The 19950-nt window shown below is 66.7% G+C and carries 15 protein-coding genes; 8 read left to right on the top strand and 7 right to left on the bottom strand.

The features are described 5' to 3' along the window. The 3 genes from DMC18_RS01930 to DMC18_RS01920 all read left to right on the top strand — a co-directional run. Nucleotides 1-1191 (top strand): beta-galactosidase domain 4-containing protein (locus DMC18_RS01930; RefSeq protein ID WP_233248036.1); only part of this gene is annotated, 1191 nt, incomplete at its 5' end. 164 nt (nucleotides 1192-1355) lie between these two features. Further along, the gene (locus DMC18_RS25545; protein WP_146217945.1) at nucleotides 1356-3527 is read left to right on the top strand and encodes a hypothetical protein; all 2172 of its coding nucleotides are present in this window, start codon (nucleotides 1356-1358) and stop codon (nucleotides 3525-3527) included. Then, complete coding sequence (locus DMC18_RS01920; protein WP_110120506.1) at nucleotides 3524-5905, top strand: RHS repeat-associated core domain-containing protein; 2382 nt, start codon at nucleotides 3524-3526, stop codon at nucleotides 5903-5905. The genes DMC18_RS25545 and DMC18_RS01920 overlap by 4 nt, the downstream gene beginning before the upstream one ends. Before the next feature lie 374 nt (nucleotides 5906-6279). Here DMC18_RS01920 and DMC18_RS01915 read toward each other — a convergent pair whose 3' ends face one another. After that, on the bottom strand, nucleotides 6280-8112 hold the full coding sequence (locus DMC18_RS01915; protein WP_110120505.1) for an ABC-F family ATP-binding cassette domain-containing protein: 1833 nt from the start codon (nucleotides 8110-8112) through the stop codon (nucleotides 6280-6282). Nucleotides 8113-8261: 149 nt separating this feature from the next. Between DMC18_RS01915 and DMC18_RS01910 the strand changes: the two genes are divergently transcribed. Beyond that, entirely contained in the window at nucleotides 8262-8891 is a 630-nt protein-coding gene (locus tag DMC18_RS01910) for a hypothetical protein (protein WP_110118369.1), read from the top strand. Nucleotides 8892-8898: 7 nt separating this feature from the next. Here the strand turns inward: DMC18_RS01910 and DMC18_RS01905 are convergent, their stop codons facing one another. Continuing rightward, the gene (locus tag DMC18_RS01905) at nucleotides 8899-12072 is read right to left on the bottom strand and encodes a hypothetical protein (protein ID WP_146217944.1); all 3174 of its coding nucleotides are present in this window, start codon (nucleotides 12070-12072) and stop codon (nucleotides 8899-8901) included. Nucleotides 12073-12190: 118 nt separating this feature from the next. On the opposite strand from DMC18_RS01905, the gene DMC18_RS27120 reads away from it, so the two are divergent. After that, the gene (locus DMC18_RS27120) at nucleotides 12191-12325 is read left to right on the top strand and encodes a hypothetical protein (RefSeq protein ID WP_255580248.1); all 135 of its coding nucleotides are present in this window, start codon (nucleotides 12191-12193) and stop codon (nucleotides 12323-12325) included. A gap of 82 nt (nucleotides 12326-12407) precedes the next feature. Here DMC18_RS27120 and DMC18_RS01900 read toward each other — a convergent pair whose 3' ends face one another. From DMC18_RS01900 to DMC18_RS01890, 3 genes are all read right to left on the bottom strand, one after another. Further along, on the bottom strand, nucleotides 12408-13592 hold the full coding sequence (locus DMC18_RS01900) for an acyltransferase (RefSeq protein WP_110118367.1): 1185 nt from the start codon (nucleotides 13590-13592) through the stop codon (nucleotides 12408-12410). 253 nt (nucleotides 13593-13845) lie between these two features. Continuing rightward, complete coding sequence (locus DMC18_RS01895; protein WP_110118366.1) at nucleotides 13846-14562, bottom strand: DUF6250 domain-containing protein; 717 nt, start codon at nucleotides 14560-14562, stop codon at nucleotides 13846-13848. Nucleotides 14563-14746: 184 nt separating this feature from the next. Beyond that, nucleotides 14747-15235 carry a YcgN family cysteine cluster protein gene (locus DMC18_RS01890; protein ID WP_110118077.1) on the bottom strand — a complete coding sequence of 163 codons (489 nt, stop codon included), beginning with the start codon at nucleotides 15233-15235 and terminating at the stop codon, nucleotides 14747-14749. Between the two features lie 53 nt (nucleotides 15236-15288). On the opposite strand from DMC18_RS01890, the gene DMC18_RS01885 reads away from it, so the two are divergent. Then, nucleotides 15289-17442 (top strand): transglycosylase domain-containing protein, encoded by a 2154-nt coding sequence (locus tag DMC18_RS01885; protein WP_110118076.1) that lies wholly within the window; start codon nucleotides 15289-15291, stop codon nucleotides 17440-17442. Here DMC18_RS01885 and DMC18_RS01880 read toward each other — a convergent pair. Next, nucleotides 17439-18200, bottom strand: coding sequence for a hypothetical protein (locus DMC18_RS01880; protein ID WP_110118075.1), 762 nt, complete (start codon nucleotides 18198-18200; stop codon nucleotides 17439-17441). The two genes, DMC18_RS01885 and DMC18_RS01880, sit on opposite strands and share 4 nt — an antisense overlap. Beyond that, nucleotides 18197-18643: a hypothetical protein gene (locus DMC18_RS26480; RefSeq protein ID WP_199228310.1), complete on the bottom strand. Its 447-nt coding sequence runs from the start codon at nucleotides 18641-18643 to the stop codon at nucleotides 18197-18199. The genes DMC18_RS01880 and DMC18_RS26480 overlap by 4 nt, the downstream gene beginning before the upstream one ends. Nucleotides 18644-18791: 148 nt before the next feature. On the opposite strand from DMC18_RS26480, the gene DMC18_RS01870 reads away from it, so the two are divergent. Beyond that, a complete protein-coding gene (locus DMC18_RS01870) occupies nucleotides 18792-19202 on the top strand; it encodes a hypothetical protein (RefSeq protein ID WP_110118074.1) in 411 nt (136 codons plus the stop codon). Beyond that, on the top strand, nucleotides 19156-19950 hold a 795-nt coding region (locus DMC18_RS01865; RefSeq protein WP_199232531.1), incomplete at its 3' end, for a terminase large subunit domain-containing protein. The genes DMC18_RS01870 and DMC18_RS01865, both read left to right, overlap by 47 nt.

The raw sequence follows: 19950 nt of genomic DNA, 5'->3' as shown, positions 1-19950 counted from the left end.
TTCGAGTGGGTGCTGGAGGGCGACGGGATCGAGGTCGCCTCGGGCGCCCTGCCGGCCTTGTCGACCAAGGCCCGGGGCGTGGAGACCCTCACCCTGCCGCTGCCGGCGATCGCGACCAGGCCGGGCGTCGAATACTTCGTCACCGTGCGCGCCAAGGCCAAGGCGGGGGCCGTGCCGATGACCCCGGCCGGCTTCGTGGTGGGCTGGGAGCAGTTCGCGGTCTCCGCTACCCGCAAGCCCGCCGTCGCCCGTTCGGGCGCTGTCGCCCTGACCGACGGCAAGGACGCGGTCGTGCTGGAAGCGGCCGGCGCCAAGCTGACCATCGACCGCGCCACCGGCCTCGTCGCCGGCTACGCCAAGGGCGGGACGGTGCTGGCCCAGGGCGGAGCGCCCAACTTCTTCCGGGCCGAGACCGACAACGACACGGCCACCGGCACGGTCGCCCAGCAGAAGCCCTGGCGCGTCATGACCGACGTGCGCCAGGTGCGCGCGATCACCGCCCGCAAGCTGGAGGGCGGCCAGGCGCAGGTCGTCGTCGAGCACGCCCTGGGCGCGGGCGCGGCCAGGTTCGTCACCACCTACGTCATGGCCGGCGACGGCTCGGTGGCGGTGACCGGTGACCTCACCCCGCTGAAGGACGATCTGCCGCCGCCGGTGCGGGTGGGCCTGTGGTTCACCCTGCCCAGCCAGCCCAAGACCGTCGAATGGCTGGGCCGCGGCCCGCACGAGTCTTACGTCGACCGCCTGACCTCGGCCCCGATCGGCCTGTGGCGCGGCGCCCTGGCCGACCAGAACCACGACTACATGCGGCCCCAGGACACCGGCAACAAGACCGGCGTCCGCTGGCTGGAGCTGAGCGGCGGCCAGGGTGCGGCGGGCCTGCGGGTCGAGGCGGCCGACAAGCCGCTGATGATGAACGCCCTGGCCTTCCCCTACCAGGACCTCTACCGCCGTCCGGCCGGAACCTGGAAATCCACCGACATCGTCCCCCACGACGCCGGAACCCTGCTGATCGACGCCGCCCAATGGGGCGTCGGCGGCGACACCACCTGGAACTTCGTCGGCCAGCCCCACGTGAAGTACCGCACGACCCTGGCCCCGACCCGGGTGAGCTTCCGCCTGGAGCCATTCACGGGCGAGGGGACGGAGGCGGGCAAGGCGAAACCGGCCCGGGCGACGGAGGTGGAGTAGGGGAGGCGCCGCTCGCCCGCTAGGCGAAAGGCGTCCAACTTCCAGGCAGACCGCCGAGGCAACCACAAGCTGCTTCGACGGCCTTTGCATCCTGATTTTTGGGTTGTAGACCTATGCAAGCTTGACCTTGGGTTCGGTCGCTTGCGTTGGGGGCGTTGGTTTTGGTGAACAAGATGATGGGCGCGGCTTTCGATCGCAAAGCCGCGACGCGTTCGTCGCGTGCGTTGCGCTTGCTCCTCGTGGCGGGAGCCGCGACGGTCCTGTCCACCCCGGCTTGGGCGCAGACCATGCTGCAACCTCCATCCCTGTCGGTTATCGATGCGAACGGCGTGGAGTTGCTGCAAGGCAATCTCTCCATGCGCGTGCCGGGGATTTCCGCGGGCGACGAAAATAGCGGAATTTCGGTATCCTCGACCGGATTCAACCTTCCCTTCGGCGACAATCACAGCTCCGGGATTAACAGTTCCAAGTATACCGACAACTTCGATGAGTTGACGGTCATGGCTGTCAGTTATGGAGGTTCGACGGAAGGCTTTGAGCGGGAAAATGCCTCTTCGCCCTGGGTTTCCAAGCAATCTCAAGGCGGGAGTTTCAGCTGCGCCGGAACGACCTGCACCTACGTTCGGGCTGATGGCGCGGTTGTGCTTTATGATACCACCAAGCGCTCGACATTGGGTCTCGCGGCCAATCGCGGCGTTGCTTATCAAGTAACGAAGCCTGATGGAGAGATTATTAAGCTATACTATAAGTCGTCGGGCGCTCTTTCGTCGGTAATGGCCACGCTTACTTATAGGCTGACGTTCCAGTCTCAAAGCCTCGTTGGAGTTTCTAGCTCCCTGGGGTGGATGGTCAAATACGAAACTGCGCTGCTTCCTGCGGGGTACAGGCCAACAAAGATATATATTATCAATTCTTCCAAAAATTATTGCGATCCAAGTGTGTCCTCATTGACTTGCACTGCGAGCAATGCGGCGTCGTGGCCGACGTTGAATATCGGCTATTCTGGGCAAGAATTCTTATACAGCGATGGCGCGGGCGTTTTTCTGGGGGCTTTGTCCGCAATGCTCTACAGCTCCGCCGGTTTGGAGCCGTCCGCGTTGGCGAAGATTCGATTGACCGGATACAGGATGCCGTCCGGTATATCGTATGTGGCGGATACCGGAGATGATTGGACGGATCCGGTAGAAAAGGTGGTGGCGCGAGGGCAGACTTGGAACTATTCGCAATCGTTCGGGCCATCGACCAGCACGGACGGGGTAATGAATGCAACCGTCACCAATCCATACGGCTATACCAAAATTGTGAAAAGATTGACGCCCATCCCTGGGTTGATAGACATTCCTGTTATTCTTCTTGGGGAAGTTAAAGATGAAAATGGGTTAATTTCGACGTATCAATATTATAATTCAACAGATTATTCAGTTGGGGCGGTTAAGTATAAATTAAAGCGACAAATAACGCCGGATGCCTCCTATAGCGGCGCAACGCTGACCGGGGGGTATTCGGATTATACCTATGATGCGCGCGGTAATGTGACCTCGATCACCACTTATCCACGTGGAGGCGGTACGCCAAAGGTAGAGGCCGCCGGATTTCCCGCGTCCTGTGACGCGACGAACAGCAAGTTTTGCAACAAGCCTGTCTGGAGCAAGGATGCGCGGTCCAACCAGACGGATTATACCTACGCGACCGAGCATGGCGGTCTTTTGACCGAGACTGGGCCGGCAGACGCCAATGGCGTGCGTCCTCAAAAGCGCAACACCTATGCTCTACTCTATCCCATGGTCCAGAACGCTAACGGAGCGTTGGTGGCCTCCACGCCCGTATGGCGCCTGACGAGCACTTCGACGTGCAAGGTTGCGACGGCGGGAAATCCAGCGTCGTGCGTCGGTTCGGCGGACGAGGTGGTGACCAGCTACGAATACGGCACGAACAATCTACAGTTGACGGCGGTTACGGTCCGCGCTGGCAACGCCAGCGCGGCTTCGCCCTCGACGAGCGGCAATCTTTGGCAGACCATCAGCTACGGCTACGATGACAACGGCAATCAGGTCTGGGTGGACGGGCCGCTGCCGGGCGCCGAGGATCGGGCCTATGTCACCTATGACGCCATGCGTCGGAAAGTCTTTGAGATTGGGCCAGATCCGGATGGAAGTGGCGAAAGGCCCAGAGTGGTCGTCAAGCACAGCTACGACGCCGACGGCCGAGAGTACCTGACGCAGTCGGGATCGGGCAACGCCGTCGATGGCTCCGACTTTGCGCCGGCGACGTTCAAGCGCACCTCCTACGACCCGACGACCGGCCTGGCCATCAAGATCGAGGAGGGCGGCGCGTGAGCCTTCGCAAGTTCCTGCCACAAGTCCTGAGCGGCGGTCTTCTGTCGCTGGCCACGGCGATGATCGGTCTGAGCGGCGCGGCCGCGGCCGAGACGGTCACCAGCGTCACCCAGATCTCCTATGACGCCTTATTCCGCGTTCAATGCCAAGCCACGCGGATGAACCCGGATGCGTTCGGCTCGCTGCCGGCCTCGGCGTGCAACCTGGGAACGGAGGGTGCCGCTGGTCCCGATCGGATCAAGCGGACGACCTATGACCCTGGTGGTCGTGAGGTGCAGATCGAACTCGCCGTTGGCACGTCAATCGCGCAGGTCGAGCGGACGCAGACCTATACCGGCAACGGCAAGCTCAAGACTGTCGCCGACGCCAACGGCAATCTCACCACCTACGACTATGATGGCTTCGATCGCCTGTTGAAGGTGAGCTATCCCAACGTCTCTGGCGGCGGCAGCAGCGCGAGCGACTACGAGGCCTATGTTTACGACGCCAGCGGCAATCGCATCAGTTGGCGGCGGCGCAGCGGCGAGACCGTGGCCTTCAGCTATGACGCCCTGAACAGGGCGGCGAACGGCCTGCGTGGCGAAACCTACGCCTACGATCTGCTCGGTCATCGGATTTCGGCCTCCTATGCGGGTGGAACGGCCGGCGCGACCTTCGACGCGCTGGGCCGCATGACCAGCGAGACGACGGCGTCCCTGACTCTGACCTACGCTTACGACGGGGCCGGCCGGCGCAGCCGCATCACCTGGCCGGACGGGTTTTACGTCACCTACGAGTACGACGCGGCCGACATGATGGTCGCTATCAGGGAGCAGGGGGCGGCTGAGCTTGTCCATTTCAATTACGACGCTCTCGGGCGCCGCTCTACCGTCACGCGACTGAACGGCGTAACGACCAGCTACACCTACGACACCGCTGCGCGACTGAAGACATTCGGCCACGACCTCGCTGGCAGCTATTTTGATCAGACTTGGAGCTTCACCTACAACGCGGCCCGCCAGGTCGCGGGGCGAGAGGCGTCCAGCAGCGTCTACGAATGGACGGCCGCTCAACCGACCAAGGCCTATACGGTCAATGGCCTGAACCAATACGCCACGGTGGGCGGCGTCGATACTCGCTATGACGCGCGAGGCAATCTTTGGTGCGATAGCTTCGCGACCGCTTCCAGTCAGTGCGCTGGAACAAGCTACGGCTACGACCTGCTCAACAACATCACCAGCACCTCGACCGGTGCGGTCCTGGCTTATGAGCCGTCTGGCCGTCTCTGGCAGGTCTCGCTGGGTGGAGCGACCGCCAATTTCCTCTATTCCGGTCCAAATCTGGTCGGCGAATACAATGGCGGCCTGCTGCGCCGTTATGTGCCGGGGCCGGGCGCCGATGAGCCCATGGTCTGGTACGAGGGAGGCGATGCGAGCAATCGTCGGTGGCTGCTGACGAACGCCCAAGGCTCCATCGTGGCGGCGACTGACGTCTCAGGGGGCGCGCTCTATATCAATCGTTATGACGAATACGGCCTTCCGGCCGCCTCCAATCAGGGACGTTTCCAGTATACGGGGCAGGCATGGATCTCCGAACTGGGGCTTTATCACTATAAGGCGCGCGCTTATTCGCCGACCCTGGGGCGGTTCATGCAAACGGACCCGGAGGGTTTTGTTGACGGCTTAAATCTGTACGACTATGTCGGCGGAGACCCAATGAATCGGGTCGATCCTACTGGTACGCAGTATGCGGGGCCGTCGAATTCATCGCATCCTACATGCGGATTTATTTGTCATCTATTTGGCGGTGCTGTGCCAATAAAAACGCCGACGGGAACTACTGTCGGGACGTATAATTACGGGGCCGCCACTACAGGAACTACTATTGCTGCCGCTACTGGGGCCGTCTACCAGGGAGTGGAAGCCGCCGTAGAGTTGTCGCCCCTTGTCGTCTACGGTGTCGCCAAGTCGCCCGGCATTTGGGCGAGGATTGCCGGGCTATTTGAGCGCGGCGCTGAGCGCGGTATAAAAACACCTACTGGTATCGCAACACCTTATGGCGTCGCGCAGCAGGCGGGTGACGCTGCCTCTCTTGCCGCTCGATCGCAAGTCGAGGCTGGGGCGTCGCTATATCGCTTTGGAACCACCGGCCGAAGTCAAACTGCCGAGGCGCAATTCTGGGCGCTTGAGCATCCTCTCTCTGCGGGATATGGCAATCGGTATGGCATTCCGGCTGAAAATATCGCCAATGCAAACTTCATAGAAATGGGGCAGCTTCCGCTAGGAACGCCGTTCGTGACAAGGCCTGCGCCTGCCGTTGGAGGAAATCTTGGTGGTGGCATAGAGGTGGTTACGCCTCCAAACTCGGTCGATATGAATTGGTTTTCGAGTGTTCCATGAGTAACGAAGATATTTATATAGAAATTCGAAGAATTATTTCCCTCCTGAATTTGGAGGGGGTGGAATTGTGTGCAAAAGAAATGGATTTGGCGCTAAACTATAGTTCTGTTGGGTCTGAGCTGCTTATGAGAGTTCGGGCTGCTGCGAAAAATGCTCTGAATAGGCGCGATATCAGTGGTGAATTGCGATCGTCATTGCGAGGTATTGTTGATCGCATAAATAGTATTATGTGATCTATATATGGTTTGTTTATCCAGCCTTTGGCTGATCGCTCGTTGGGGGCAACGCCCCCAACGAGCGAGGTTGGGTTGACTAGTTGGTTGCGGATGCCGGTGCAGCGATAACGTATCGCCCTGACTTAAAGTCCACCCCTCTCACCCCGCCAGCGCTTCCCGCTTCTCCTCCAGCGCCAGCCAGTCCTCCTCGGCCTGCGCCAGGTCGGCCCGGGCCTTGTCCAGCGACTTCATGATCTTGTCGAAGCCGGCCGGGTCGCGGGCGTAGAGGTTGGGGTCGTCGAGCTTCTTCTCGAGGTCGGCCAGGATCTTGGGGGAGCCCGCGATCAGGGCTTCGCACTCCTCCAGGCGGCGCTGGTCCTTGTAGGAGAGCTTGACGCTCTTCTTGGGCGCGGCCGGGGCGGCGGGGGTGACGATGGCCTTGTGCGAGCCGGTTCCGGTGGCGAAGTCGCCGGCGGCGCCGCGGGCGCCCTTGAAGAAGTCCGGCGCCTGGTCGATCAGGTCGCTCCAGCCGCCGGGGGTCTCCAGCACCTGGCCGTGGCCGTTCATGGCGATGGTCGAGCTGGCCAGGCGGTCGATGAAGTCGCGATCGTGGCTGACGAGAATGAGGGTTCCCTCGAAATCAGCCAGCAACTCTTCCAGCAGGTCCAGCGTGTCCATGTCGAGGTCGTTGGTCGGCTCGTCGAGCACCATCAGGTTCATCGGCGTGGCGAGAGCCCGGGCGAGCAGCAGGCGGTTGCGTTCGCCGCCCGACAGGCTGGTGACCGGCTGGCGCAGCTGGGCCTCGGTGAACAGGAACTCCTTGGCGTAGCCGGCCACGTGCTTGGGCTGGCCGCGCACCAGGATGGAGTCGCCGCCCGACGGGGTCAGGAAGTCCCAGACGGTGATCTTTTCCGACAGGGCCATGCGGTTCTGGTCGACATAGGCGACCTCGAGATTGGTGCCCAGCTGCACGGTCCCGGCGTCGGCCTCCAGCTCGCCCAGCAGCAGGCGCACCAGCGTGGTCTTGCCGGCGCCGTTGGGGCCGACGAGGGCCACGCGGTCGCCGCGCAGGATACGGGTCGAGAAGTTCTCGACGATGGTGCGCTCGCCGAACTTTTTCGTCAGGCCCTTGGCCTCGACCACGCGCTTGCCCGAGGTTCCCGAGCTCTCGACGGCCATGGTCATCGAGCCGCGCTTGTCGGCGACGATGTCGCGCTTCTGGGCGCGCAGGTCCATCAGGGCGCGGCGGCGGCCTTCGTTGCGGGCCCGGCGGCCCTGGACGCCGCGGGCCAGCCAGGCGTTTTCCTTTTCCAGCTGCTTGTTCAGCCGGCGCTCCTCGTCGGCCTCGGCCGCCAGCACCTGCTCGCTCCAGGTCTCGAACTCGGCGAAGCCCTTGTCGAGGCGGCGCACCTTGCGGTGCTCCAGCCAGAAGGTGCGCTGGGTGACGCGGTTGAGGAAGGCGCGGTCGTGGCTGACGATCAGGGCCGCGCACTTGGAGTTGGCCAACTCCTCTTCCAGTGTCTGGATGGCGAAGATGTCCAGGTGGTTGGTCGGCTCGTCGAGCAGCAGCACGTCGGGCTGTTCGGCGAAGGCGCGGGCGAGCGCGGCGCGGCGGCGCTCGCCGCCCGAGAGGCCCTGGGTGCTCTTCTGGAAGTCCAGGCCGAAGTCGGCCAGGGTCGCGTGGGCCTCGTAGTCCTGGGCGCCGCCGGCCGTGCAGTAGTCGAGCAGGGTCTCGCCGGTGATGTCCGGCTCCTGGCTGACGAACACCACCTTGGCGCCCGGCTGCACGGCGCGCTCGCCGCTGTCGGCCTCGGCGCCCTGGGCGGCCAGGACCTTCAGCAGGGTCGACTTGCCGGCGCCGTTGCGGCCGACCAGGCAGGCGCGAACGCGCGGCTCCAGGGCCAGGTCCACGCCGTCGAACAGCGGCTTGGCGCCGTCGGCGAGACGGACGTCCTTGAGGGCGAGCACGGGGGCGCGGGCGGGGGCGGCCATGGAGCGGTCTTTACGTCTGGGAGGGAGGTGAGGCGGGGGGAGGCGAAGGAGATGGGGCCTATAGCAGGGCGCGGGGAGGGGGAAGGCGGAAAGTTTGGCGGCGGGCGAGCCGATTGCGGGTGTTTGGCTGAAACGCTACCTTTGCGGGCATGGAGACTCTGCTGAAATCGCGTCTGGGCCGATGGCTGTGGGCCGCCTTCGAGGGGCTGCTCGCCGTGTTCTTCCTGTGGTCGGCGCTCGGCGACCGGCTGCAGCGGTTCGTCGCCAGCGGCGGGCGCGAGGAAGGGCCGTTCCTGGCCACGCTGCTGGGCGTGGCGGCCCTGGGGCTGGCGGCCTTGCTGGCGCTGGCCGAGATCGGCAGGCGCCTCACCGGACGGGCCGCGGCGGTCGCGACCACCGGGGTGTTATCGGTGCTCTGGCTGGCCTTCGTCGGCGGGGTGCTGTTGAGCGCTGGCGTCCAGGGGGCGTGGCTGACCGTCGCCGCCCTGATGCTGGGGCCGCTGCTCGTCGCCTGGGTCGGGGTCGGGATGCACCTGCGCACGCTGCGGACGCCGGTCAGCGCCGATCAGCCCGCCGCGCCTCTGGGCGTCCGGCGGATCGGCGTGGTGGTCGTCAGCCTGCTGGTCGCGTCGGCGGGGCTGGGACCGGCGATCGTGTCCTTGGCCCAGGGCGGCTGGCGCGAGAGCGGGCCGGTGCTGGTGGCGCTGTTCGTCGGCCTGGTGCTGCTGATGGCCGTGCTGGCGTGGTTCTTCGGCTCGCGCTCCTCGCGCTCGGCCTAGACGGTCCTCAGTTCTCCTCCCGCTGACGGGTGGCGCGGGCGAAGGTCAGGATGGTCAGGGAGATCACGATCCAGCCGATAATGGCGTAGATCGCCTTGGCGAGCTCCCAGAACCGGGGCGAGTCCAGCGCCGGGTCGGCCAGCCGGCTCACGGCCGCGAGCCAGGGGATGCGCGGCGGCGCGGCGGGCTCGGCGGCCGACAGCTCGCGATGGGCCGGGCCGACCTCGCAGCGATCCTCCTGCCGCAGGTCGATCAGCGGGATGAAGACGTCGACCGCATAGAGCAGCTCGTCGATCGACCGGCCGCAGGGCACGTCGGAATGGACGCCGTTGGCCTCGGGCGTGCCGATATCCTCGGCCTGCGCGCGCGATCCGATCGCCGGGGCGACGGGGGTCAGGTCGACGATCAGCAGCCCGCGCGCATTGGCGGTGAAGACGCCCGCATAGCCGATCAGAATGCTGAGCACGAGGGTGACGAAGGCGTTGAGCGGCCGGCGCAGATAGCCGAAACCCAGGCGAAAGACGAGCTGGCTGATCGCCACCACATAGGCCACGCCGAAGAAGATCGTCACGCCGATCAGGATGGTCGGCAGAAGCGCCAGATGGGCGACCCAAGCCGCCGCCATGGCCAACAGGCAGAAGAGGCCGCCGGCGATCGAAAAGCCGGTCCGCGTGCGGCGGTCGAACAGCCGGCTCTCGATGAGGATCTTCTCGATTTCGAAGGCGATCGCCGCCTCCTCGTCGCCGGCCGCGCGCGAGACGGTGATGATCTGCTCGAACGGCTGGGGGCGATACTCGGCCGCGGGCGGGAAGCGCTTGCCTTCCAGATTCTTGTACTGGCGGCGCAGCCAGGCCAGGCGCGTGTTCTTGCGCTCGATCACCTCGACCAGATAGGTCAGCCTGCCGGTGTGGGCGCTGATCCAGCGGATGATGTCGAACATCGCCAGGCTTCTGGGAAGCGTCGTGGCGTCGTCCTTCCGACGTTGGGCGACGCTGCCGTCCTCGATGTCGCCCGAGTCGACCTGCCGGTAGGTGAAGCGATCCAGCTTCAGCCGGACGTTCTCGTCCCAGGCCGCGCCATGACGATCTTCCAGGGTGTCGCAGGACACGTCGCGCAGATCGACCTTGGCCTCGGTGAGGCGCGCTTCACCGGCCACGCCGACCAGAAGCTTCGGCGCCAGGCGCTCGCGCTCCTCCAGCTTGAGCCCCTCCATGCCGGGAAGAAGCGGCGGCAGGGCCTGGGGGACATCACCGACGAGGGGGAGCTGGATCTGGCGCTTGACCATCCGGATCGGAGCCAGATCCAGGTTCACGGTAAGCTTGGTGTCCTCGACCATGAAGACCACGGCTTCATCCTTGGCGGGCGAAGGCGTGATGCGAAAGCGGGCGCGGTAGAGGCTGCGATCGTAAAGCACGGCCGCCCAGACATCGAAGGTCTTGCCCACCTTCTCGAACTTCACTTCCAGCGCTTCCGCCGGCAGGTCGGCCAGCGTGAAGAGTCTATCGCCCGCTGCATCCTTGGTTCGAGCGTCTGCGTCGTCGGCGGGGGGAGAGACGGCGCTCGTTCCATCTTCGATGTCGGCTTCCTGTTCCACCCGCGGCGGTTCGAGCTGTGAAGGCCCAGGCGGCGGCGCTTCGACCTTGGAGCCGGAAGTCGCCGCATCGACGCGGTGAAGCTCGGACAGTTCGGTGACGATGCGAAACAGGCTGTCGTCCCCGTGCCATACGCCGCTGAACAGGCGCAGGAATTCGATGACCTCGTCTCGACCCTTCAGGTCGATGTGCCCCTTCTCGATGGCCTGTTCGAGGGGTTGGCGGGAGCCATCGAAGGTCTCGACGCCCCCATCGGGTCGTATGAGGTGCATCGTCTGGACCCGAGGCGTCGAAACCACCCTCGTATTCCAGACGGCCTCCACCAGCCTGTAGCCCGGCATCGAGAGCAGCGACTTTTCCCGCGCCGACACGATCCTGTAGGACTTGAACGGATTGCTCTCTCCCCAAGGCTGGGAAAGGCGCAGGGCGCGTTTGATATCCGCATCCTTGAGGCAAAGCTCGCCACCGTTGGAGGCGAACCTGAATGGGGTGAGGTCCAGCGAGGCGCCGACGTTCAATTCGGTCAGGTCGGCGGTATGGGTGACGTTCAGACCCAGATAGCAGGAGGCTTCCGTGGTGGTTCCGCGGGCGATGAAGTGGCTCGCGAAGCTGTCGAAGATCTCGAGCCGTCGACAATGGGTCATCGAAATATCGACGCGAGACGGACCCGGCAGTTCATGGCCGAACGAGGTGTGGGTCACCGACGTCTCTTCCGGGCGCCCGCCCAGGTCATGGATCAGGAGATCGCCACCGATCTCGCAGCCCGTGAGCCGCAACTCAGCGGCCTTGTCGAGGCGGAGCTGCGAGAAGACGACGTTGTGCGCCACCGAAAGGTTGAGCGCCGAGATGCTTCCGGTCATGGCGGTCCGATCGTCGACGCCGCGATCGCCCTCCCTGATGGCCAAGTCACCGATGGTGGAGCCGTCGAGCACAAGTCCGTGGAACCCGGGACTGGTCACATCCGCGCCGCGAATGCGGAGCGAGCCCTCGACGCGCACGCCCAGCATCCAGAGCGCGCCTTCGGAAACGAAGGCGCGACCGCCCTGCTCGCCCGTCTGGACGAGACTGGTCAGCATCAGGTTGCCTTTGATGTGGGCGGACTGGAAATTGACCGCATCGTCGAGATAGGTCGTGAAGGTGTCGCCGGACAGCCAGACGTCCCCGCCGATGGTGCTGTTGGAGGCGGAAAAGCCGCGTTCCACGGTGGTTTGGGTCAGCTGGACCGAACCAATCACGTCGGCCATGTCGAGGTTCAAGGCACGTCGACGTTGGTCGCGGGCCTCGTTTTCACGGGGGCCGGGGCCGCGGAAGAAAGCGCCCCAGGCCTTGAGGTTGCCGTCGATGCGCGCACCGCGCATCGAGACCCAGCACAGTCCGTCTTCTTCGACGGCCCGGACGCCGGACAGGTCGATGTCTGTCGAGAGTTGGGCGCCGGTCAGGTCGATGCTCGGACGCGTGTCGTCGCCCTCGAACCGGCAGTTCAACAGCGAAAGGCGGCCAAGGTGGGCGTGGGCGGCGCTGAGGCCGCTGACGAAGCGGCAGTCCTCGAACACCAGCGACGGCAGCGGGGCGCCGCCGACGCCGGTCATGTTTTCGAGGTTGAGGCGTCCGGCGATCGTCGCGCCGTGCAGCTCGATGCCCGCGGCCGTGACGGTTATGCAGTTCTGGGGCGGCTTGCAGGGCGGAAGGCCGAGCAGGAGCTGCCGGATGACGCTGGCGTCGATCCGCTTGCCCTTGAGCCGCGCCGGTTCGCCGGCGGAGACGTTGTTGCAGAACGTCGCTTCCGACGCCGTCAGTTTGGTCTTCATCAAGCTGGCCCCCCAAGCTCGATATCAACCTTAACGCGCGTATTTGGGGTTGCAAGCGCATTGCGGGCGGTTGGGCGGCCCGCCCCGATCGCCCCCATCGCGGCGTGGCGGAGGCCTCACGCCGCCTGCTTCATCTCCTCCGCCGGCGCCGGGACCGGCTTGCGCAGCACCCGCTCGCGCAGGCGCAGGAAGGGGCGTTCGATCAGCAGCCACAGCAGGACGGCGGCCGCGAAGTCGGCGGCGAGATAGGCGCCAAGGCCGGTCCAGCCGCGCAGCACGGCGTCGCCCAGGGCCTCGCGCAGCATGTGCTGCACCGGCTTGTGGACGAGGTAGAGGCTGTAGGCGAGGGTCGCCACGGCGGTGACGGGCTGGAGGGGCAGCCGCTGCAGGGCCGGCTCCAGGTCGAGCAGGGCGCAGAGCAGCAGGGTCGTGGCCAGGCAGGCCAGCGGATAGAGGAAGACCGCGCCGGTCAGGTCCAGCGCCACCCCGTCGGCGGTGCGCAGGCACAGGATCACGGTGGCGACGGCGGCGGCCAGGCCCAGCGGTCCGGTGATCGTCGGCGGCAGCCAGCGGGCGACCCGGGCGGGGCGGAAGATGCGGGCGGCGGCCAGCAGCACGCCCAGGGCCAGGCCGTCCAGCCGGGTCCAGGTCGGGTAGTAGATCAGCCGCAGGAAGTCGGCCGGCCGGGTGGACGGATCGGCGGCCGGGCCGTGCCAGATCCCCCAGCGCAGGGCCATGCCGCCGAGGATCAGGGCCGCGCCGACGGCGACGCTGGGTCCCCATCCCCTGAAGCGGGCCAGCAGGAGGACCAGCGGCGGCAGGATCCAGTAGAAGTGCTCCTCGACGCACAGCGACCAGGCCGAGGTGAAGGCGCCGGTGACGCGGTAGTCGAGGCCGACGTTCATGGTGAAGGTCAGGAACCGCCACAGCGGCTGGATCGCCTTGCCGTCCGAGAAGCCGGGCAGCAGGAAATAGAGCGCCAGCACCACCAGGAAGGCCGGCAGGATGCGGAAGGCGCGGCTGGTCCAGAAGCGCTTGAAGTCGACGCCGTTCCCGGCCGCGATCCCCTTCAGCAGCTGGGCGCCGATCAGGTAGCCGCTGAGCACGAAGAACACGTCGACCCCCAGCCAGCCGAACGGCTGGACGGTGAGCAGCGGCTCGGGCCGGGCGGGCTTGGGCATGTGCCAGGCCATGACCAGCAGGATGGCGGCGGCGCGCAGCAGGTCGGGTCCGTAGGCGCGGCGATGCTGGTCGCGCGACGGGGCGAAGAGGGCGACGAGGGCCCTGGAGACGGCGTTCATGATGTTCCCGAAAGGCCGCCGGGAGGCTCGGGCGGCGGCCGGGGAGGATGGTGCGCGATCAACCTTGAGTCGTCACGGGGGAGGAGGCGAGGTTTCGGAAGATTTCGAAGCTCATGACCCTCCCCCTGAAGGGGGAGGTGTCGGCGAAGCCGACGGAGGGGGACGTGGCCTGTGATCCAGCAATCGCCTCGACCTCAGCAGGGATTTCCCCCTCCGGCCCTTCGGGCCACCTCCCCCTTCGGGGGGAGGGTCTTTATGCCCCCGCCAGCCGCCACACGGCGAAATCCTTGAACCGCAGCCGGCTCCAGGTGGTGCGCAGCCCGAACCAGCCGGAGCGGTAGGGATCCTGGTCGGCCAGCTCGAACAGCTTGCGGCCGTCGGCCCAGTACTGGATCAGGCCGTCATAGGCGACCAGCTGGACGGCGACCCAGCGGTTGGGCTGAAGCAGGGTCCGGGCGTCCTTGAGGTCGTGCTGGGGCAGCATGGGGCGATCGCCGGCCCGGCCGACATAGCGGCGCAGGCGGGTGCTGGAATTGTAGTTGCCGCCCTGGCCGACATAGTAGGTCTTGAGCAGGTCGTAGTCGGCGAAGGCGCCGCTGCGGGGACTGGCGAAGAGGTCGTCCGGGGAGCGGACGTCGGTGGCCATCCAGAAGGCGTTGAGGTCGCTGATCCGGTCGTTGCGGCCGCCTTCGTAGACGGCCAGGGCCTGGTATTCGATCAGCAGCGGGCCTTGCAAGCGCGGCTTGAACCAGGCGGTGAGGCCGGCCGGGGCGTCGAGCTCGAGGACGCCGTTCTCGGCCTTCACGGCGGCGGGTTTCTCGGCCTCGATCGTCCAGTTGGTCAGGCCTTGGGTAAAGTTGTCCGTATAGAGACGATCGGCTTTGCGCCAGGGTTCGGGGACTTGCGCGCGGGCGGCGTTGGCCAGCGGCAGGGCGAGGGCGGACAGGGCGAGGGTGCGGCGGGTGAGCATGGGGGCAGGGGTAGCGCACGCGGGGCGGTCGCGAAACCCAGGACCCTCTCCCCGAAGGAGGAGGTGTCGGCGAAGCCGACGGAGGGGGAAGCGATTGCGGAGGCCGGGCGGGATCGAGAGCCAGGAGGGACTTCCCCCTCCGGCCCTCCGGGCCACCTCCCCCTTCAGGGGGAGGGTCTTGAAGTCAGTCCTCGTCCGGCTCGTAGGGCCAGTCGCCCTTGTCGACCATCAGGTCGGTGGCGACGAAGTCCATGGCGTCTTCGGGGTCGTCGAGGCTGGTTTCGCTGATGGTCTGGTCGCGGATCGAGATCCCGGCCTTGTGGGGGCTGTCGGGGTCGCCGGTGATCAGGGGGTGCCACTGGGGCAGGGTCTTGCCCTCGTGCAGGCGGCGATAGGCGCAGGAGGGGGGCATCCACTCCAGGTCCTCGATGTTGTGCGGCGTCAGCTTGATGCAGTCGGGCACGGTCTTGCGGCGGTTGGGGTAGTCGCTGCAGCGGCAAAGATGGGCGTCGAGCAGCTGGCAGTGCACCCGTGTGGGGATCACTTCGCCCGTATCTTCGTCTTCGAAGCGAACCAGGCAGCAAAGGCCGCAGCCGTCGCATAGACTCTCCCACTCGGGGACGGTCATCTGGTGAAGGGATTTCGTCTCCCAGAAAGGTTTGCGCGCCATCATCGGGGCGTCCTAAACCCAATCGCCAAGAAGACCAACTGGACGCAACACCGCACGTGAACGACTGGACGCTGCCGCCCTACAAGTTCGACGACACGCCCGCGCGCCCGACGCCGCCGGCGCAGGGCGGATTCGCGCCTGTTCCGCCGTCTCCGCCGGAGCCTCCGGCGCAGCCTCCACAACGGCCGCCCGAGGAGCCGTTCCGGGCCGACCTGAAGCCGCCGCGCAAGAAAGGCGGCTGGGGCTGGGTGTGGATCACCCTGCTGGTCAGCGCCCTGATCGGCTTCATCGCCGTGGGCGGGGGCGCGGCCTATCTGTGGTTCAAGTACCTGAAGGACACGCCGGAGCTGCCGAGCCGCGAGGCCCTGTTCGCCATCAACCGCGCGCCGGGCGTGCGGTTCGAGGACCGCAGCGGCCAGGTGATCGCCACGCGCGGCCCGCGCTACGGCCAGCGGGTGACGGTCAATACGGTGCCGGGCTACGTGCCGCTGGCCTTCCTGGCGGCCGAGGACAAGCGCTTCTACAAGCACGGGCCGATCGACCTCTACGGCATCACCCGCGCGGCTTACGTCAACTGGCGGGCCGGCCGCACGGTGCAGGGCGCCTCGACCCTGTCGCAGCAACTGGCCAAGGGCCTGTTCCTGACGCCCGACCGCACGGTCGAGCGCAAGCTGCAGGAAATGCTGATGGCCTGGCGCCTGGAGCAGGTGCTGAGCAAGGACGAGGTGCTGGAACTCTATCTCAACCGCGTGTTCTTCGGGGCCAACACCTATGGCGTCGATGGCGCGGCAAGGACCTATTTCGGCAAGCCGGCCAGCCAGCTGACCCTCTCCGAAGCCGCCCTGCTGGCCTCGCTGCCCAAGGCGCCGTCGCGCCTGGCCCTGACGCGGGACATGGAGGGGGCGCTGGCCCGCTCGCGGCTGGTCTTGGCCAACATGAAAAAAGAGGGCTGGATCACGGCCGAGGAGGAGGCCAAGGCGCTGGACGACATCCCGCGCCTGTCGCCCGACGCCGTCAGCGACGAGGGCGACTACGGCTGGGTGCTGGACTACGCCACCACCGAGGCGATCCGCATCGCCGGCCAGAACGCGCCGGATCTGGTGGTGCGCCTGACCATCGACAGCCGCCTGCAGAAGGCGGGCGCCGACATCGTGCGCCAGGCCATCGCGCTGGGCGGCGAGCATGCGGGGGCCAGCCAGGCGGCGCTGCTGTCGATCTCGGCCGACGGGGCGATCCGGGCGATGGTGGGCGGCACGGACTATATCGCCAGCCCCTTCAACCGGGCTGTGCAGGCGCGGCGCCAGCCGGGCTCGACCTTCAAGCCGTTCGTCTATGCCGCCGCCCTGGAGAAGGGCGTGCTGCCGACCGACATCCGCGTCGACGCGCCGGTGCAGTTCGGCGACTGGAAGCCGGAGAACTACGGTGGCGACTATCGCGGGCCGATGACGGTCGAGCAGGCCCTGGTCACCTCGACCAACACCATCGCCGTCAAGCTGGCCCAGGAGGCCGGCGGTTCGCGGGTGGCCGACCTTGCCCGCCGGTTCGGCGTGACCAGCCTGCCGGAACGGCCGGATCTTTCGGTGGCGCTGGGGGCCTATGAGGTCAATCTCTTGCAGATGACCTCGGGCTTCCAGGTGTTTCAGCTGGGCGGGCAACGCGTGAACCCGTACGTCATCGAGAGCATCGCCGCCCAGGACGGCCGGCCGATCTACAGCCGCGGACCGCTGGCCCCGACCCAGGTCTACGACGTCGCCAAGGCCAGCATGATAGTCAAGATGATGAAGAAGGTGGTCGACCAGGGCACCGCCAAGCGCGCGGCCTTCGGCTGGCCGGCGGCGGGCAAGACCGGCACCAGCCAGAACTGGCGCGACGCCTGGTTCGTGGGCTTCACGCCCGATTTCGTGACCGGCGTCTGGGTGGGCAACGACGACGACAAGCCGATGAACAAGGTGGTCGGCGGCGACATCCCGGCCAGCATCTGGCGGCGGTTCATGCTGGCCGCGCACCAGAACCTGGCGATCCGCGACTTCCCGTGGCTGCTGCCCGATCCCGAGCCGAGGACGTCGCCGGATCCGAGGAACGGGTTCTACGAGACCCTGTCGTCGGAATTCGCGCGGACGGCCTCGGAACTGGAGGCCGACGCGGCGCCGGATGAGCCGCCGCCGGGGCAGGGGCCGCAACCGCAGACGCCGCCGGAGCTGCCTTACTAGGACGCCGGGTCCCGCGCCCGAAGCTGCGCGAACAGGGCGGCGACGGCCGGGCGGGTGTATTTCTCGACGGGGTCGTCGGTCTCGCCGCGGTGGCGATACTCGCCCTCGTCGAAGGCGAGGTAGGTCTCCCAGGCGAAGCTGTCGCTGCCGCCCAGGTCGAGCGTCGATTCCGAGACGGCGTTGGCGACGGTGTCGCAGTAGGTGTAGTCGAGCGCGCCCGTGTGGAAGCCCTCGACCAGATAGGCCGCGATGCGGTCGATCACGTCGGCCGGTTCGAGGTTCAGGTCGATCGACCAGTGGACCACGTCTTCGTTCCGGATGAAGACGCCCTCCCGTTTCGCATAGGCGCGCTCGATCAGGCCGATGATCTCGTCGAAGGCGGCGACCGGCCGGCGGTTGGGGATGGCGGGCGGGTTCAGGCGCTCGGCGATCCAGTCGGCGACGTCGCGCCAGGCGCCGATGCGCGCCCAGCCGGGGGCGGCGTAGTCGTGGATCTCGATCGCCGGGCGCAGGTCGCTGGCGGTCCAGGGCGTCAGCAGGACGAGTACGGCGTCGGTGTCGTCGCGGCGGAAGGCGGGCACGACCGGGTCGCCGCCGTAGCGCCGATAGAAGGCGGCCAGGATCTGCTCGCGCTCCTCCGCCTCGCCGACGAGGCGCCAGCCGATCGCGGCCAGCGCGGGCAGGGCCTCGTGCCCCGCCAGCGCGTCCAGGGTCTTGGCCCAGGCGGCTTTGCGCTGGAGATCGAACTGGCTGCTCATGGCCAAGGTCTAGCAGGTCGCGCGGGGCTATCCAGCCGGGGCGCCTGGAAAGTCGCCCTTAGCCAAGCCTCGTCCGGCGCGGCGGCGATGTGGACGATCAGGATGGCGGGTAGGTCGAGGGACGGATGGTGGGCCGCGTGGGCGGCGAACCATGCGACCTCTTCGAGGGGCTCGTCGTCGTGCCAGGTGGTCATGATGAAGTCGTCGTCGGGCGGGTCGCCCGGGAAGGCGGCGTCGTCGATGGCGTCGTGCCAGGCCTCGCAGTCGGTTCCCCAGGCCAGGGCGTAGCGGCAGCCGGATCGCGCCAGCCAGGCGGCGACCTCGGCTCGCCAGGTCGTTTCGGCCGGAGCTTCCAGCACCAGGACCGCCTTGAACGGAGCCGGGGGCGGCTCGGGCGGCGGGAACGCGCCGGGCGGCAGGTGCAGATAGGCGACGGCGTCCATGGCCAAGGTCTAGCAGGTTGCGCCGCCGACGGGGATAGAGCGCCGTGGATCCCCGGTTTGTGGCGGAAAAAGTCTGGCGATTCCGGCGGCTTGCAACTTTATCAGCGTCGTGGATCAGACGCGTTCGCTGGCGCCGTACACTTCTGTCATGGCCGAGAAAAGCGACGAGGCGCAGCGCTGGGGCGAGAGGCTCCAGGGCGACCTCATGGCGTCGATGGACGCCGAATGGGACCGGGCGAAGGACAGCGACGATGTCGCCGTCGTGGCCCTGGCCGACAAGCGCGCCCGGATGATGGGGACCTTCGCGCGGTCGGCCAAGGCGGTGGTCGCCATGATTTCCGAACCCAAGCAGGCCGCCGCGACCGGCGGCGAAGAGGACGAGGCCGACATGCATGGCGAGATCCCCGACGATCCCGAAGAGCTTCGAGCCGCAGTTGAGTCCAAGGTCGCCAAGCTTGCTGAACTGCTGGAGCGCAAGCGCAGCGAGGGACAGGGCGGTGGCGATCGCGGCGATGGACTTCGATCAGAAGCGGAGGTTTCTCAGCGTCGATCTGGTTGAGGCCCTGCCGCACCAGGAACTCGAACTGGTCGAAGGCTGGTCGACCTTCCTGCTGCTGGGCGGACGAGGGTCGGGCAAGACCTTCGCCGGGTCGCGATGGATGGCGCAGATGGCGCTTTCCGTGCCGCGCATGGCGCTGGTGGGGCCGACCCTGCATGACGTGCGCGAGGTGATGGTCGAGGGGGCGTCGGGCTTGCGGGCGGCGAGCGGGCCGGCTTTCAGGCCGCGCTGGGAAAGCTCGCGTCGCCGGCTGGTCTGGCCGAACGGCGCGGCGGCCTACGCCTTCTCGGCGGAAGATCCCGACAGCCTGCGCGGGCCGCAGTTCCATGCCGCCTGGGCCGATGAGTTCTGCGCCTGGCCCAAGGCGAGCGAGACCCTGGCCATGCTGCGGTTCGGCCTGCGGCTGGGCGAGGATCCGAGGCTGGTGGTGACCACCACGCCGCGTCCGACCCGGGCGTTGAAGGTGTTGATGGCGGAGGCGGGGGTTTCGACCACGCGGGCGGGGACGGCGGCCAACGCCGGCAACCTGGCGCCCCGGTTCCTGGCGAGCCTGGAGGCGCTGTACGGCGGCACCCGGCTGGCGGCCCAGGAGCTGGAGGGGATCGTCGTCGAGACCGACGGCGGCCTGTTCAGGGCCGAGGACCTGGCGCGGTGTCGCGGGGCGCCGCCGGCGAAGTTCGACCGGGTGGTGGTGGCGGTCGATCCGCCGGCCACGGCGCGCGGCGACGCCTGCGGGGTGGTGGTCGCG

Source organism: Caulobacter sp. D5 (assembly GCF_003185805.1).
Taxonomy (GTDB): domain Bacteria; phylum Pseudomonadota; class Alphaproteobacteria; order Caulobacterales; family Caulobacteraceae; genus Caulobacter.
The sequence above is the reverse complement of the archived record's forward strand: the minus strand, read 5'-3'. Positions and strand labels throughout refer to the sequence as shown.